Source organism: Agaribacterium sp. ZY112 (assembly GCF_041346925.1).
In the GTDB taxonomy this organism is placed as follows: Bacteria; Pseudomonadota; Gammaproteobacteria; order Pseudomonadales; family Cellvibrionaceae; genus Agaribacterium.
In genome coordinates, this window is record NZ_CP166840.1 from 1,137,951 (window position 1) to 1,153,666 (window position 15,716).

The window sequence follows — 15,716 nt, forward strand, 5'->3', positions numbered from 1 at the left end:
GGCGGTAATTTTAGTCTAGAAAATAGCCATCTGAACGCAAGTAGCGTTGCTGAAATTTATCGTTTTACGGATCAGTGGTGGTGTCCGCCTAGGCCGTGAGCATGTCCGTGGGCAAGCTCTTCCTCAGAGGCTGCTCGAACCTCATCAATTTTTACTTTAAAGCTTAGGTTTAAGCCTGCTAGTGGGTGGTTGAAGTCGAGCTCAACCATAAACTTGCCAGCTTTTATGACACTTGCATCAATAGGACCTTTTTCACCGTTAACTTTTACAAATTGCCCTGGCTTTAGTTTTTTGTGTTTGCCGAGTATGTGCTTCATAGGTACTTTTTGAGTCGCATCAGCACGGCGCTCACCGTAGGCTTCTTTCGGCGTAAGTTGAACTTCTTTTTCATCGCCAACACTTAAACCTTCTAATTCGCTTTCAAGCTTAGTGAAAATGTTGTTATGGCCGTGAAGGTAGGCCATTGGTGTGCCTTCAAAGTTATTTTCCAGCTCCTTACCGCTATCGTCATGTAAGCTATAAAAGAATGTAACGACGCTGTTTTTAGCGATTTTCATGTTGTTGTGCCTTATAAAAAATAGTCATTGTGAATATCGAGATCGAGGGCCACATCAATCACACTCATGCCAGCAGCTCGGCCGGCTTCAAGCCCTAAGACACTATCTTCAAACACGACACACTTGCTGGCTTCAACCTGGAGCTTCTCGGCGCAGAGTAAAAACGTATCAGGGGCGGGCTTGTGTTTGCTGACGTTGTCACCGCCAACAATGACGGGAAAATATTGATCGAGCTTTAAAAGCTTGAGTATGTTTTGGGCTTCTCCGCTTAAGGCGCCTGTACCTAAGGCCATCGGCTTGCGGCCAGCATAATGCAGAACAACTTCTTTGAGCTTGGTGGCTTGCAGGTACTTAGGTGCCAGTTCGGCTGCGAACTGAGCTTTATCATGAGCCACTAAAACCGGCTGAATATCACTCTGTAGCTGAAAATATTGAATGAGCCTCTCAACGGTTTGTACTGTAGGTACACCCGCTAAAGATCGCATCAGTTCCGCGTCGATAGGGATATGGTGTTTATTGAGCGCTTGTTTCCAAGCCTGTTCATGGACTTGGCCGCTATCTACAAGTGTGCCGTCCATGTCAAAAATGAGTGCATCGTACTGATCATAAGCTTGCATGGCTGAAGTCATAAGAGGTCTACCTAGGTCGAAGACGAGGACTATACCTGTAAGAGCTAAATTAATAAAAATACTTCTAAGTTTCTGATGTAACAGAAACTAGCGCCTAAAATTGATTTGTGGCGTGTTAAGTCATTGCGTCAACCTCAGCGTTCGGGCTGTAATAGGCTATAGTTTGAGAATAGGGCGTCATTCGCAGGTAATTTGCGCTTGGCTAAGAATAATCTCTGAAATGTGCATCTGCCTGTGACCGATACCGTCGCGTTAGATAATGAAACTAAGCCGGCTGCTCGCCGCCAGCGTTATGGCAGTTTGCAGCGCTTTTTGCTGTTTATTGTGGTTATGTCGGTTGCAATGCCTGCGACTCTGACTGGTTTCCTTCTCATTCGGGAAAATTTTTACCGTACGGTGGATCACGACAGCCGTGAAATGGCCAACAACTATATTGAGCTGCTTGAGGCTGGTATGACAATGCCGCTGTGGAACATTGCGGCAGATTTAGGCCAGCCTTTAATTGATTCTGTCAGTATTGACCCTGCTGTTGTCTCTATCGATGTGCGAGCTGTGCATGGCGAAAGTTTCTTAAGTTACGAGCCTAAAGAGGCTGTAGTTGGTGACAACCGTATTGAGGTTACCCGAGACATTATCTACGAAGGTGAAAAGCTAGGGCAGGTTACCTTGGTTTATAGCTTGGCCAGTGCTAAGTCGAGGGCGGTTGCAGAGAGTCGACTGTTATTAACCATTATTATTATTCAGCTGGTGTTCACCGTTGTACTTGTAAGTTATTTTCTTAGACGGCGAGTTGTAACGCCAGTGAAACTGCTTGAACAAGCTGCGGTGGGTATTGCTGAAGGTGATTTAAAGACAGCGATTCCGCCGCTCAGCGATGATGAATTTGGAGCTTTGAGCCTTCAGTTGGAACGTATGCGTGGCTCTCTAGAAAGCTCTTTTACCTTACTAGAAGAGCGTGTGCGCGAGCGTACTGTCGATTTAGTTGAGGTTAATCAAGAGCTGCAGCAAACACTGGATCAGTTAAAGCAAGCTCAGGGTAACCTCGTGCAAAGTGAGAAGTTGGCGGCCTTGGGGTCATTGGTTGCAGGGGTTGCTCATGAATTGAATACGCCTATTGGTAACGGTTTGACAGTAGCTTCATCGTTACTGGATGAAAGTCGCAGTTTAGAAAAACAAATGAGCGATGGCCTTACTCGCTCAGCTCTTGAAACTTATACCAGTGATATGATCGAAGGCACATCACTGGTGGTCAGCAGTCTCGATCGCGCCTCAGAACTGGTGAGTAGCTTTAAACAGGTGGCAATGGATCGAACTTCTGTACAGCGACGTAAGTTTGATTTACTTGCTGTACTTAAAGAAACTAAATTAACGGTTTCGCCAGCGTTTAAGCACACTCCGTTCGTGGTTGATATTGATTGCAATGAAGCCATTATGCTTGATAGTTACCCAGGGCCTCTTGGTCAAATTGTGACTAATTTGCTGAACAACACCTTGATTCATGCCTTTGATGGCCGTGAACAAGGTAGGGTTCAAATTAAGGCGGGGCGTGAAGGTGATGATGAATGCCGTATTGAGGTGAGTGACAACGGTGTGGGTATTCCAGTGGCGAATGTTAAACGTATTTTTGACCCTTTTTTCACCACCAAGCTAGGTGAGGGCGGTAACGGTTTGGGTATGCATATTGTTCATAACTTAGTTACCGGTGTATTGGGTGGCACTATTGAATTAAGCTCGGTACCGGGTGAGGGGACGACCTTTATTATGGTGCTTCCTTTACAGGCGCCAGAGCAAGGTGAAAGCGGTTTGGGCACTACAATTGCGAGTTCTTAATTATATAGTTCCCGTGGTAATGACATAGGATTGTGGCAGAAACATGAGTGATGATGATCTAATGACCTTCGTCGGCGAGACTAAGCCGAGCGTCAGTGAAGAAGGGCAAAGTGCGCCGTTAGTATGGAAGGTATTGATTACCGATGATGAGCAAGATGTACATTCGGCAACAACATTTGCACTACGTAATACCAAGGTCATGGGGCGTCGCTTGCAATTTTTACATGCAAGTTCTGCCGAGGAAGCATTAGAAGTACTGAAAAATAACGATGATATTGCGGTTATCTTGCTAGATGTGGTGATGGAAACACCGAATGCAGGTCTAGATCTTGTCGCTGTTATCCGCAATGAGCTAAAAAATCATCACAGCCGTATCATTTTACGTACCGGTCAGCCTAATCAGGCGCCTGAAATTGAAGTGATTCGTGATTACGATATCAATGATTACAAGCTTAAATCTGAACTGACGCAAAATAAACTCTACGCCTCTTTAACCGCCGCCATTCGCTCTTATCAGCAGTTGCAGACAATTCAGTCTAGCAAAGAAGGCTTGGACTTAATTGTTCGAGCTAGCGCTGATTTGATGAGTAAAAAAGGCCTGCATGAGTTCGCTCAGGGGGTGATTGTGCAGCTTGCGGCTCTGTTGACGATAGAGCCAGAAGGCTTAATCTGTGTACGCCGTGGTGGTACTTCCGAAGCGCCTCAAATCATTGCAGCTGCAGGGCATTACTGTAGTTTGATTGATCATCCACTAACTGATTTACAGGATGACGCTGAGCGCAGCATGTTGCAGCAATGCTTAGATGAGCGCAGTAATGTTGTTAACAGTCATGGTGTTGCTTTGTATTTGGGCAGCAGTGAGCGTGGCGATATGTGTGTTTATGTAGGTAGTTCTGATCCGATTGGTGCGGTGGATCGATCGCTGCTAGAGCTATTTTGCAGTAATATCTCTATTTGCGCCGACAACCTTGAACTGATCGATAAATTGCGTAGCTATGCTTATAAAGATAGTTTGGTAGACCTGCCTAATAGCCATGCCCTAAATGAACGTATTGCCGAGCTTGAAGAGCAAGACGAGCTTGCAAATTACGCGCTTGTTTTAACTGAAATAGATAATTTGAGCGATATCAGCCAAGCTCATGGTGCAGAGGTTGGCGAGCATCTTTTACAAAGTGTGGCTCAGCGCTTGCGTAAAAGTTTTCCTGAGCAAGTCGAGCTTTGCCGAGTGTCGACTAATTCTTTTGCTCTTTTAGCGAATAAGAGCAGTTTGAGTTCAAGTAAGCCTGTTGATGAGCTTTTTGAGCAGGATTTTGATGTAAACAATGCTCAGCTTCACGTTGACGAGCACAGTGGTGTAGTCGCTTTAGAGGAGCTAGAGGCTGGTGATAAAGACTGGCTGCGAGCTGCTAGCCATAAGTTAAGTCCTTCATCTAAATAGGGTTGCCTTTCTTTGTTTTGGGCTTTCTCACTTTTATAGCTGTGGAAGCCTGCTTGCTGCTCTGTTAGATATTTTATTCTGATGTTTCTAAATCCCACTGTGCAAGCCAAAGAGCATATGCTTTTTGCGCTTGTTCGATGCTGCCTAGCTCAAAACTAAAGCTTTGACCTGGGGCCAGTTGCGCTAGACGGCACAGGTCGCTTTTATAGACGCTACCTAGTAGTGGGTAGCCGCCAATGCTTTGATGTTGTTTCATCATGGCGATGGGCTGTCCATCTGCTGGAAGTTGAATTGCTCCAGCAGCTAAAGGGGACGATAAACGCGCTTCACTTTTGGTCTTTATACAAGGCCCTTGTAGACGCAAACCCATTTGGTTGCTGTTGCTGCCGATATGCCATGTACTTCCTAAGAACAGCTGTTGTTGCGAAGGTGGCAGCTTCCACCACTGCTGTGCTGGGATAAAACGTATTTCTTGGTCTTTCTTCGCTGTGGTGTTTGAGTTTAGGTTTATGCTTGAGTATTTCTGCAGATATGACCAGTGTACGGTACGCATAAGCTGCAGTGTTTGGGGGGCTTTATATGATAGGCAGATGCCGTTGCTTAAGGCTTTACCGGAGTTCGCACCGAGCCCTTCCCTTTCGTTTACTGCCGCACTGCCAAGTTGTTTTACAACTTGTAAGCCACCACTGATGGCGATATAGCTATATAAGCCACTTCTGGCCTGTGAGAGTTTGAGCGTGTCACCGGCTGCGATTCTAATGGCGCTCCAGTTTGGGCGAGCTCTATTATTAACGGTGATGTCACAATCGGCGCCACAAATAGCGATATAGGTGGCTGCTGTGAAATGCAGCTCGACATTGGCCATACAGCATTGGAGGGCTGGCGCGCTGTTATTGTTGTTAAGTAAGGCGTTAGCCCAGCGTAAGGCGTGTTCGTCTGCAGCGCCGCTTGGGCTGATGCCTAGGTGCTGTAAGCCGGGGCGCCCCATATCTTGTATGCTGCAATGCAGGCCACTTTTAACGAGTGTTATTTGCCCATAGCTTTTCACTAAAACTGCCCTCCTAAGGCGAGGAACTCTTTCTTCTCAATGGGGCGAAAACGTACTTCCTGCCCTGCAGTAAAAGAGCTGATCTCATCTCTATTTGGGGCTTGCCAGTTGAGTAAGGTTTCTGGACAGCGGCCAATGATATTCCAGCCTCCTGGGCCTTCTTGGGTATAAATTCCGGTTTGCCGGTCGGCGATACCGACACTTCCTGCTGCAACCTTAAGCCGTGGTTGCTTTAAACGTGCCGCGCTCAATAAACTAGGAACCCAGCCTAAATAAGGGAAACCTGGGCTAAAGCCTAAACAGTAAACTCGGTAGCGATTCTGGCTGTGTAGGGTAATAAATTGGTTTGTACTTAGCTGACGCTCGCTTGCTAATCGCTCTAAGTCAGGGGCGACTTCTTTACCGTAATAACAAGGTAGCTCTATGGCGGGAGCTGATTTTTGCCTCTGTTGGTTTAAAGGCTTTTGAAACCACTGTTGGAGTGCGTTGATAGCTTCTTGTGGGGGAAAGTGTGGAAATTGAAAGCTCACTAACAGGCTTTCATAAGCAGGTATGAGTTCTAGAATTGGCCAATCCTGAGCTTTTATAAATTCGACACAAGAAAATAAAGTATCGCTGCAGATATCTGAAACAGGTTTGATGTCTTGATCGAGGTGTTGGCCTAAGTCTTGGGTAGAGTTCAGAGGCGAGATTGGATTAAGGTCAGAGAAATCCAGCAGTAAACTGTTCTCATTAAAAACGTTAACGCAGGGCATCGTAAATGGCGCTGATTGCTTGTAATGCTAAAGGGCTATCCCCGTGAATACAGAGGCTGTCGGCGTGAAGCTTTAAGGCTTGGCCGTTGACAACGGGTACGGCTTTATGGTGAGCAAAGCAGAGCGCCTGTTGCACGATATGGTCGATATCCTGATGTACAGCACCTTCAATATTGCGTGCTACAAGTAGGCCGCTTTTATCGTAGGCCCTGTCTGCAAACGCCTCGAAAATAAGCGGTACAGAAAACTTATTGGCAATAATCTCGGCTTTGTCGTTAATGGGCAGGCTTTGCAGCATTAGCGAACAGTTATAGTCTTTGGCGAGTTCAATAAGTAAGGTGAGTAGTTCTTCGTTTTTGTTGCTGTCGTTATAGAGGGCGCCGTGTGCTTTGATGTGCTCAATACTCAGGTCGCGTTTTTGTAATAATTCATATAGCCCATCTAGTTGAGTTCGCAAGCTTGTTTCAAGTTCAGGCAGGCTGATACATAGGCTCTTGCGACCGAAGTTTGCTTTATCTGGGTATGAAGGGTGAGCACCGATGGCAACATCGTGCTGCAGCGCAAGTTCAAGGGTCTCTTGCATGCTTTTGCTGTCCCCAGCATTACCGCCACAAGCAATATTGGCTTGATCTATAAAAGGCATAATGCGCCTATCAACATCACTGAGGCCTTCACCTAGATCGCAGTTTAATAACATGGTTTAGCACTCAAGCATAAAGGTGACGGGGCCATCGTTGACTAGGCTTACTTTCATATCAGCAGCAAATTTACCGGTTTCGATAGGGCAGGAGCTTGTGGTTTTTAATAGATTAACAAATTGCTCAAATAAGGTTTCGGCTTGCTCTGGGACCGCAGCGCAGCTAAAGCCAGGTCTTAAGCCTTTTTTAGTGTCTGCTGCGAGTGTAAATTGGCTAATGCACAGTAATCCTCCCTCTACCTGCTGCACATTGAGGTTCATTTTACCGTCATTGTCACCAAAAACTCGGTAGTTAAGAACTTTTCGAGCCATTTTTTCGAGGCTTTCTTGCCCGTCGTGTTTTTCTATACCAATGAGTAAAACAAGGCCGTGATCAATAGCTCCAATCACTTGCCCCTCAACCGTGACCGAGGCAGGGCCGCTACGCTGTAGAAGAACTTTCATCTTAAAACTTACTTAAGTTTAAACGTTGCTTAGTGTACACCAGCTTGCGGCAAGCCTGTTTGATGCTGGTTTAACTAAGTTGGTCGCCACCCGAGCCTAAGCGGCTGGCAATATCTTTTGTAGCTTTGACCAGTGCATCGGTAATACTTGGTTCAAGGGCGCTGTGCCCAGCATCACGAATAATGTGCAGTTCAGAGTTTGACCAGCGCTGATGAAGTTCGAAGGCGTTATCCAGAGGGCATACACAGTCGTAGCGGCCATGGATAATAATGCCGGGGATGTCGGCGATTTTGCTGGTGTTTTCTAGTATTTGTTCAGCATCGATAAAAGCCTTATTAATAAAAAAATGCGCCTCAATACGAGCGAGGCTTAAAGCCATATGTGGGTCACTAAATGCAGAAACGACATCGGGGTGGGGGCGAAGTGTGGCACAGCGGCCTTCCCATAATGACCAAGCTTTCGCTGCTGCCATTTTGGCGAGCTCGTTGTTGCCTGTTAGCTTTTGGTAATAAGCTGCGATCATGTCTGAGCGCTCATTAGCAGGGATCGGAGAGAGGTAGTCTTGCCAATAGTCAGGGAAGATACGGTCTGCGCCGTCTTGGTAAAACCATGTTAAGTCGCGCTCGCGACATAAGAATATTCCGCGCAAGATCATTGCGTTAACGTGCTCTGGGTAGCGCTGGGCGTATAGCAGTGCAAGGGTGGAGCCCCAAGATCCACCAAATAAGGCCCATTTTTCAATGTTCAAGAATGTACGTATTTTTTCACAGTCCTCAACTAGGGCATCTGTGTGATTACCTTCCAGTTCGGCATGAGGCTTAGATCGACCACTACCACGTTGGTCAAATAAGATGATTTGGTAGAGCTCGGGATCAAAAAAACGGCGGTCGTATTTACCGCAGCCGGCACCTGGGCCACCGTGTAAAAAGACAATGGGTAAGCCTTCAGGGTTGCCACTTTGCTCGACATACAAGGTATGGGTGTCGTCCACGGCAAGTTCGTGGCGGGCATAAGGTTTTATTTCCGGATACAGTGGTGTCATGGCGGGTCCTGAGCCTATGAATTAGGTGGGGCCGCTAATGAACAAGCCCCGCTAAATTATAGTAGTACTCTGGTCGCAGCGATGGAAGCCTTAGTTGCGCTTGTTTATGCGTTTTCTGCTTCGGCTTTTTTCTTAGTTATCATTAGTTTGCCAAAGAACAAACCTGCCTCAAATAGTAGCCACATGGGGATGGCTAATAAAAGCTGGCTGATGACATCGGGAGGGGTCATAAACATGCCGAGAATAAAGCAAAAAACAATTACGTAAGGGCGTTTCTTGCCTAGGTTTTCGGCGCTGATGACTTCAGCATAAATTAACAGAATAGTGGCAATAGGGATTTCAAAGGCAATGCCAAAAGCAAAAAATAGCTTAATCACAAAGCTTAAGTAGCTACTTATATCCGTCATCATGGATACGCTTTCTGGCCCAATAGAGGTAAAGAATTGGAATACCAGAGGGAAGACGACAAAATAAGCAAATGCAGTACCTGCATAGAACAGGGCTATGCTACTAACCATCATGGGGATGACGATGCGCTTTTCTTTTGTATAAAGGGCAGGCCCTACAAAACGCCATATTTGGTAAAGAATATAGGGCATGGCGATATAAATCGCTGCAAAGAGGGTGAGCTTAAACGGAGTTAAAAAAGGCGAGGCGACATCGGTGGCAATCATCGATGTGTTTTCGGGTAAGAAGCGCTGTAGCGGTTCGGCAACAAACTCGTATATCTCATTGGCAAAGCTAAACAAGCCTAGAAAAATTAATAGGACGGCGACTAGAGCTCTTAGTAGACAAGATCGCAGTTCAAGCAGGTGTTCAACGAGGGGTTGGCCCTTGTCGTCATCTGGCATGCTTTGGTTGTTGGTCATGGGCGTCTAAAATGGTCGGGATTGGCGTTGGCTTCGCTTAAAGGATCGTTGTAATCGTCCTCTTCAGCCTCATCGTGTTCAGCGTTTTCAGGTTCAAGCCCAAGTTCAGCGTCAGCATTGGGGTCTTGATCGTGAGCGACTTGCTCATCAATACTGTCTTCTATGCGTTTGATTTCCGCTTGTAGGCTTGCATCAACCTCTTTGATTTGCTGATTGAAATCGTCAGTACCGAGATCCAATGATTTCAGAGAGGCCATAACTTGTTCGTTGTGCAATTCGCGGCGGATCTCATCCATGCCCAGCTGCTGCTCAAAGTCGGCACGGGTATTGTTGAGCGCACGCTTGATCCGCCCAATCCATAAGGCACCTGTGCGCAAGGTCTCTGGCAGGCGTTCAGGCCCAATAATTAGCAGGCCGACAACGATAACGACCAGCAGCTCCCAAAAGCTCATTACTTACTTTCTTCTTTGCTTTCTTCCTTTTTAGCTGTGCTTTCGCTGGTGTCAGCACTGCAGGTCTTTTGCTCCTCAACCTTTTTGGTTTCGGCTTCATCGTCGACAACTGCTTTTTTAAAGCCCTTAATGGCGCCACCTAAGTCGCCACCTAGGTTGCGTAGCTTCTTTGTTCCAAATAGCAGTAATACGATTACGAGAATAATAAGTAGTGAAGGGATGCTAATGCCGCCTAAACCCATGGTAGTACCTTCTTAATTTGTGGTCGTTGTTATTTCTGTGTATTGCGTGAGGCCTTTTCAACCAGGCCACTTAAATCAAAGCGACGGCTTAGTTCATCAAGCACGTCTTGGGTGTTGCAGTCTAAATGCGACAACATGACCATTGAATGAAACCATAAGTCGGCACATTCACTTATTACTAGTTCTTTGTTGTCGGTATTTTCGGCGTCTTTAGCAGCGATGATTGCTTCTGTCGCTTCTTCACCTACTTTTTCGAGTATTTTGTTAAGTCCTTTGCTGTGTAACTGCGCGACATAAGATGTGTCGGCATCAGCGTTGTCTTTACGCTCGGCTAGTACGGCGTCTAGTGCGTTTAACACGTCACTCATGAATAAATATCCTTCGGGTCCTTAATGACATCTTCACAGATCTGCCACTGTCCGTCGACTAAAGTGCGATAAAAGCAGCTTTCACGGCCAGTATGGCAAGCAATACCACCTTGTTGTTCGACTTTTAAGACGATGACATCCGCATCACAATCAAGCTGTATGCTCTTTACTAGCTGACTATGGCCAGAGCTTTCACCTTTACGCCAGAGTGCTTGGCGTGAACGTGACCAATAGGTGGCAACCATGTTGTCAGCGGTAAGCTGCAGAGATTCACGGTTCATCCATGCCATCATCAAGATTTTTCCGGTTTGGGCATCTTGAGCGATGGCAGGGCAAAGACCTTCATTGGTCCATTTAATTTGGTCGAGAAAATTACTCACAAAAAGCTCCGAGCTAAAGTGCCACAGTTTAGCGGAAAAACAACATTAACTTAGCTGACTGTGGCTCATATTTGATTTATTCGGGATCGAAGTCGTTTAGTACAAGCTGGCCATTTTGTTCGAGTAAGACTTGTACTTTTTGCTCTGCGTCAGTGAGTGCTTGCTGACAGTCTCGGCTCATCTTAATGCCTTTTTCGAACTGACTAAGTGCTTGCTCAAGGCTAAGTTCACCACTCTCTAGAGAATCAATAAGCGCTTCGAGTTCGCTTAAGTTCTGTTCGAAATTTTTGATCGATGCTTTTTTACTCACGTGCGCCTCCTGAATGGGCTCGAACAATATCGAAGCTCTTAGGAGGGGTCAATGGCCTCAAGTAGATAGCTTGCAGGTCGATAGCTAAAAGGGGCTTGTAAATAGGTGTATGAAGCGGGGCAGCTTTATAACCAAGTGCTATTTCTTGACTAGACTACAAACAGGACTTTCAAATCCTGACATAGGAGTAAAAAGTGGATTTAGCAACGATTGTGGGGATTATCGGCGCCTTGGCGCTGATTGTCGTGTCGATGCTGCTTGCTGGGGATCTGGGCATGTTTGTGAATGCACCATCTCTGGTGATTGTATTCGGGGGCTCGATCTTTGCTGTTATGGCGAAGTTTGGTTTGGGCCAGTTTTTGGGTGCAGCCAAAGTAGCAGGTAAAAGCTTCTCAAATAAAATGCCTGATGTGTTTGAACTGATTGATGAAATCGTGGCCTTGGCTGATGAGGCTCGCAAGGGTGGGCTGTTATCACTTGAGGGCAAGGAGGTCAGCAGTGACTTTCTGCAGCGAGGCATTCAGCTGCTAGTGGATGGGCACGACCCAGATGTGGTTAAGGCAACGTTGGGCAAAGATAAAATTCAAGCCGTAGAACGCCATAACGTAGGTTCACAGATTTTTATGTCCTTGGCGGATATGGCTCCTGCTATGGGCATGATTGGCACCTTGATTGGTCTGGTCGCGATGCTGGCTAATATGGATGATCCTAAGTCAATTGGCCCAGCGATGGCGGTGGCACTATTAACCACTCTTTATGGTGCTGTGGTTGCGAATGCTATTTGTGCGCCTATTGGTGAAAAACTTAAGCTGCGAGCAGCTGAAGAGGCCATGACCAAAAGCTTGGTTATAGATGCTTTATTGGCTATTCAGGCTGGACAAAACCCGCGTGTGATTGACGGTATCTTAAGAACCTACTTGCCAGAGGGTAAGCGAGTGGCTGAAGGCGGCGAATAGCAGTGAGCGACGAAGACGACGAACAAGGCTGCGAATGCGAACCCGGGCTGCCCGCCTGGATGGGCACCTTTGCAGATTTAATGTCGCTGCTGATGTGTTTTTTTGTTTTGTTGCTTTCATTTTCTGAAATGGATGCAATGAAATTTAAGCGCCTAGCAGGCTCGATGGCTCAAGCCTTTGGGGTGCAGAATAAATTAAACGTCACTGATATTCCTAAGGGCACGAGCATTATTGCGCAAGAATTTAGTCCTGGCCGGCCCGAGCCGACACCTATAAATGAAATATGGCAAAAAACGGACGATCTGACCGAAATGTCTTTAGAGGTAGAGTGCTCGGAGGAATACTCGATTGAGCAAGGTGATGAGGCGCTTGAAGGTGGTGTTAAGGTTGAAGTTAAGCAGAAGCTTGAAGATTTACTAGAGAGTACTCGCAAAGATGCCTACGAGTTGGCTGACGCACTGGAAGAGCAGATTGTTGCGGGTCAAGTTGAATTAGAAACGCGTGGCCGCTTAATTATTATTCGTATTCGAGAGAAAGGCAGCTTTATTTCAGGCTCTGCCGAAATGGCTCCAGCGTATAAAGATGTTATGCGTGAAGTGAAAGCAGTCTTGGCACTTAAAAAAGGAAAGATAGAGGTTCAGGGGCACTCCGATGATATACCCATACGCACATCGCGTTTTCGATCCAACTGGGAGCTAAGTTCTTCGCGAGCAGTTTCGGTTGCGCATGAGTTAATGTTAGGTGGTGAGGTGGACAGCCGTCGTTTTCAAATAAGCGGCTACGCCGATACTTTACCTCTGGTCAAAAATGACAGCGCAGAAAATCGTGCTCGTAACCGTCGTGTTGAAATATTGATTAAACAAGGTTTAGAGGATGAGCTCGAGGAAGAAGACATTAAGCTGCTGAAAGAAGATAAAGAGGGGCAAGATATCCTCAGAGAGTTAAATTTAGACCCTGAATATTTGTTTGACCTTGAGCCTGATGAAATCTTCTAAGGAGAAGCACTATGAAAGAAAGTGAACGGCGTCGTTATTTCCGGATTAATGATACTGTAGGGCTTACAATATTAAGCTTGAATGGCAAAGAGCTTCTGGGCGCAGAATCGGTGTTTTCAATGAACCCTCTTCAGTTAATTAATGAAGGGGATAATGAGTTAGAGGAGCTGGTTTCATTACTCAAAGATAAGCAACCCGAGGTTAGTCGTGCGCTTTCATTAATGAATCAAAAACTCGAGCGTGTTGCTAATTTACTGGCTTTAGAGAGTAATCTTCTTGAGCATTTCTCAGAGCGTATACAAGAAGTTAATATTAGCGCATGTGGTTTGGCTTTTACTCATCATGAGTTACTGCTAAACAATACTATGCTTGATCTCCAGTTAACACTTTATCCCGATGAGCTAAAAATACGCAGTAGGGCCAAAGTTGTTCGCTGTGAAAAAAACGAGCATGAACTCTGGCGTTGTCGAGTTGATTTTATTGGTATGAGCGAAGAGGATCAAGAGCGCTTGATTCGGCATATAGTGCAAAATCAAAGTTCGATGCTTAAAGATAGAGCATCTCATAAGAACGAAAAAAATTAGTGCTTATCTTGCTGTTTTTGTATCGAGCTAGATATTGTACTCATACTTTACATGGAGGCCGCAATAAATTTATTTTGCTTATCGCTAAATAGTCTCAAACTCCCATCTTTTCTCTGTTTTTATAATTATTTATTACTTGCCTCTTTAGGTCATATTAATGAAATATAAGGCAGTGCAATATTGCTTGACTAAAAAATAGTTTGTTGTCATATTTAATTTAACGACGATGGAATGGAGGGTGCTACCTTCAACTACCTAAGCCATGTACAAGGGCGGGTTTCGGTCGCTGTGACTCTGCTTAAAAGTTTGAGTGGTCACGACCCGGAATTACCAAGCTTTAGCAGTCGCCCAATATCGAATACGCCGCAGTTCACCTGCAGGGCTCAACAGAACTCTCTCCCCCTAAAGAAAATCAAAAATTCTTTTCCGCCTCACCGGCCCTCTTCAACTAATTACTTATGTGCTTGTAGCCGTCGCCCTAGAGGGCGCTTTGAGCCTAGTATTACTGTGCTTAAAAAACGCTGGTCGCAATAGGAGTATTTATGGAAGCAAAAATACTACGTGTAAACATGAGTGGCCAAGCAGTCGAGTGGTTAAATTGGAAGCAGGCGACCACTCTCTACGCAAGGGAGTTGGTACTTTGGTCCATGGGAGGTGTAGTAAAGCGCGTTCGTGGTGGTCGCTCTCGTTTTAGTGGCAGGCAAAGCTATATCGATCTACCTGCTATTTTAGCCTGTGGTGGTCGTTGCAGTAGTCAGGCTAAAACGACACATTTCTCTAAGCCGCCTCCCCTGTCTAATCAGGCTCTATTTTTTCGAGATGAGTCTCGATGCCTTTATTGTGGGCATTATTTTTCTTCTTCCGAATTAAGTCGCGATCATGTTGTGCCTACAAGTAGAGGTGGTCCAGACCGTTGGGAGAACGTGGTTGCTGCTTGCAAGCGCTGTAATCAGAGAAAGGGTAATTACCTGCTAGAAGAGATAGACATGCAGCTACTTGCATTACCCTATTTACCTAATCCTTACGAATACCTTGCTTTAATTAACAGTGATCGTATGCGCGGTGATCAAATGGCCTATCTGAGGCCTCGGTTCAAGCATTACTGTGGCCGTTTAATTGATAGCCGTGGCGCGAGTTTTAGTCTTGCAGTGTAAAGGTTTGAGGTCGGTCTTAGCTTGTGGCTTTATTTCAGTTCGCTAGGCGCTTAAACTAGCGCGCTTTATTAAGCCGTTAACTGGATACCTTTATGTTGCAAGCGAAACTTGCTTTGGATGCTCAGGCCAATCTTGGTGAGTGCCCACGCTGGAATGAACAAGAGCAAAAGCTCTACTGGATTGATATTAACAAGTTCCAACTAAATCGCTTTGATCCTCAGACTGGTGAAAATGAGTTTTTACAGTTTGAAGAAGAAATAGGCTGTTATGCATTCAGAGAGGGGGGCGGTTTTCTTTTGGCTATGCGTACAGGTTATTACTTATTGGATGCTTGGAATACTGAGCTTCGTTTTATTAGTGATCCAGAGGCTGATCTAGATAAAACACGCTTTAATGATGGGCGCTGTGATGCTCGTGGCCGTTTGTTTGCCGGTTCGTATTATCCACCCAAAGATTACGACGGCGCAAATTTATGGAGTTTGGATGGTGATCATAAAGTAGCTTTGGTCGCTGATGATTTATTAACAACGAACGGTATCGCGTGGAGCCCTGATAATAAGGTGTTTTATTATAGCGATACACCTAAGCATCTGATTTATCGCTGTGACTATGACCTTGAAACAGGACTTGCGAGTAATCGTTCCGTCTTTTGTGAATTTCCTAAAGGCAACGGTCGTCCAGACGGAGCTTCTGTTGATGTGGAGGGTTACTACTGGTCAGCTTTATATGAAGGGGGCCGCGTAGTGCGCATTAGTCCTGAGGGTGAAATCGTTCAGGAAATTGCCGTGCCCGCACGCTGTCCAACGATGGTGTCTTTTGGCGGTAAGGATATGAAGACACTTTATATTACGAGTGCTGGTGGTCGTCCTGAGGATGAGCTTGAAGAGTTTCCTCATCCTGGGGGCGTATTTGCAATTGATGTTGATGTGGCTGGGTTGCCAGAAAATAAGTTTAAAGGTTAGCTCA

20 protein-coding genes are annotated in these 15,716 nt (G+C 45.8%); 7 read left to right on the forward strand and 13 right to left on the reverse strand.

The genetic code is table 11. The annotated features are described in order from the left end of the window. Positions 1-71 precede the first annotated feature (71 nt). Both AB1S55_RS05065 and AB1S55_RS05070 read right to left on the reverse strand, forming a co-directional pair. Entirely contained in the window at positions 72-557 is a 486-nt protein-coding gene (locus AB1S55_RS05065; RefSeq protein ID WP_370980703.1) for a peptidylprolyl isomerase, read from the reverse strand. An 11-nt stretch (positions 558-568) separates the two neighbouring features. Beyond that, complete coding sequence (locus tag AB1S55_RS05070) at positions 569-1,186, reverse strand: beta-phosphoglucomutase family hydrolase (RefSeq protein WP_370980704.1); 618 nt, start codon at positions 1,184-1,186, stop codon at positions 569-571. Positions 1,187-1,420: 234 nt separating this feature from the next. Between AB1S55_RS05070 and AB1S55_RS05075 the strand changes: the two genes are divergently transcribed. Both AB1S55_RS05075 and AB1S55_RS05080 read left to right on the forward strand, forming a co-directional pair. Beyond that, positions 1,421-3,016: a sensor histidine kinase gene (locus AB1S55_RS05075; protein ID WP_370980705.1), complete on the forward strand. Its 1,596-nt coding sequence runs from the start codon at positions 1,421-1,423 to the stop codon at positions 3,014-3,016. A 43-nt stretch (positions 3,017-3,059) separates the two neighbouring features. Beyond that, on the forward strand, positions 3,060-4,454 hold the full coding sequence (locus AB1S55_RS05080; protein ID WP_370980706.1) for a DUF3369 domain-containing protein: 1,395 nt from the start codon (positions 3,060-3,062) through the stop codon (positions 4,452-4,454). Positions 4,455-4,527: 73 nt separating this feature from the next. Here AB1S55_RS05080 and AB1S55_RS05085 read toward each other — a convergent pair whose 3' ends face one another. The 11 genes from AB1S55_RS05085 to AB1S55_RS05135 form a co-directional block, all read right to left on the reverse strand. Next, on the reverse strand, positions 4,528-5,502 hold the full coding sequence (locus AB1S55_RS05085) for a biotin-dependent carboxyltransferase family protein (protein ID WP_370980707.1): 975 nt from the start codon (positions 5,500-5,502) through the stop codon (positions 4,528-4,530). Beyond that, entirely contained in the window at positions 5,502-6,257 is a 756-nt protein-coding gene (locus AB1S55_RS05090; RefSeq protein WP_370980708.1) for an allophanate hydrolase subunit 1, read from the reverse strand. The genes AB1S55_RS05085 and AB1S55_RS05090 overlap by 1 nt, the downstream gene beginning before the upstream one ends. After that, a complete protein-coding gene (pxpA, locus tag AB1S55_RS05095) occupies positions 6,244-6,954 on the reverse strand; it encodes a 5-oxoprolinase subunit PxpA (RefSeq protein WP_370980709.1) in 711 nt (236 codons plus the stop codon). The genes AB1S55_RS05090 and pxpA overlap by 14 nt, the downstream gene beginning before the upstream one ends. Before the next feature lie 3 nt (positions 6,955-6,957). Further along, the gene (gene dtd / locus AB1S55_RS05100; RefSeq protein ID WP_370980710.1) at positions 6,958-7,398 is read right to left on the reverse strand and encodes a D-aminoacyl-tRNA deacylase; all 441 of its coding nucleotides are present in this window, start codon (positions 7,396-7,398) and stop codon (positions 6,958-6,960) included. Between the two features lie 70 nt (positions 7,399-7,468). After that, positions 7,469-8,440 (reverse strand): prolyl aminopeptidase, encoded by a 972-nt coding sequence (gene pip, locus AB1S55_RS05105; protein ID WP_370980711.1) that lies wholly within the window; start codon positions 8,438-8,440, stop codon positions 7,469-7,471. A 104-nt stretch (positions 8,441-8,544) separates the two neighbouring features. After that, positions 8,545-9,309, reverse strand: coding sequence for a twin-arginine translocase subunit TatC (gene tatC / locus AB1S55_RS05110; RefSeq protein ID WP_370980712.1), 765 nt, complete (start codon positions 9,307-9,309; stop codon positions 8,545-8,547). After that, a complete protein-coding gene (gene tatB / locus AB1S55_RS05115) occupies positions 9,306-9,761 on the reverse strand; it encodes a Sec-independent protein translocase protein TatB (protein WP_370980713.1) in 456 nt (151 codons plus the stop codon). Before tatB ends, tatC begins: the two co-directional genes overlap by 4 nt. Next, positions 9,761-10,003 (reverse strand): twin-arginine translocase TatA/TatE family subunit, encoded by a 243-nt coding sequence (gene tatA / locus AB1S55_RS05120; RefSeq protein ID WP_370980714.1) that lies wholly within the window; start codon positions 10,001-10,003, stop codon positions 9,761-9,763. Before tatA ends, tatB begins: the two co-directional genes overlap by 1 nt. A gap of 29 nt (positions 10,004-10,032) precedes the next feature. Next, positions 10,033-10,371, reverse strand: coding sequence for a phosphoribosyl-ATP diphosphatase (locus AB1S55_RS05125; protein ID WP_370980715.1), 339 nt, complete (start codon positions 10,369-10,371; stop codon positions 10,033-10,035). Next, positions 10,368-10,751, reverse strand: a complete 384-nt coding sequence (hisI, locus tag AB1S55_RS05130) for a phosphoribosyl-AMP cyclohydrolase (RefSeq protein WP_370980716.1) — start codon at positions 10,749-10,751, stop codon at positions 10,368-10,370. Before hisI ends, AB1S55_RS05125 begins: the two co-directional genes overlap by 4 nt. Positions 10,752-10,827: 76 nt before the next feature. Then, a complete protein-coding gene (locus tag AB1S55_RS05135) occupies positions 10,828-11,061 on the reverse strand; it encodes an exodeoxyribonuclease VII small subunit (protein WP_370980717.1) in 234 nt (77 codons plus the stop codon). Between the two features lie 194 nt (positions 11,062-11,255). On the opposite strand from AB1S55_RS05135, the gene pomA reads away from it, so the two are divergent. The 5 genes from pomA (at position 11,256) to AB1S55_RS05160 (ending at position 15,712) form a co-directional block, all read left to right on the forward strand. Next, positions 11,256-12,017 (forward strand): flagellar motor protein PomA, encoded by a 762-nt coding sequence (gene pomA / locus AB1S55_RS05140; protein WP_370980718.1) that lies wholly within the window; start codon positions 11,256-11,258, stop codon positions 12,015-12,017. Positions 12,018-12,019: 2 nt separating this feature from the next. After that, entirely contained in the window at positions 12,020-13,012 is a 993-nt protein-coding gene (locus AB1S55_RS05145) for a flagellar motor protein MotB (RefSeq protein ID WP_370980719.1), read from the forward strand. A gap of 11 nt (positions 13,013-13,023) precedes the next feature. After that, the gene (locus tag AB1S55_RS05150; RefSeq protein WP_370980720.1) at positions 13,024-13,596 is read left to right on the forward strand and encodes a PilZ domain-containing protein; all 573 of its coding nucleotides are present in this window, start codon (positions 13,024-13,026) and stop codon (positions 13,594-13,596) included. A 542-nt stretch (positions 13,597-14,138) separates the two neighbouring features. Further along, on the forward strand, positions 14,139-14,750 hold the full coding sequence (locus AB1S55_RS05155; RefSeq protein WP_370980721.1) for an HNH endonuclease: 612 nt from the start codon (positions 14,139-14,141) through the stop codon (positions 14,748-14,750). A gap of 92 nt (positions 14,751-14,842) precedes the next feature. Continuing rightward, entirely contained in the window at positions 14,843-15,712 is an 870-nt protein-coding gene (locus AB1S55_RS05160) for an SMP-30/gluconolactonase/LRE family protein (RefSeq protein WP_370980722.1), read from the forward strand. Positions 15,713-15,716 lie beyond the last annotated feature (4 nt).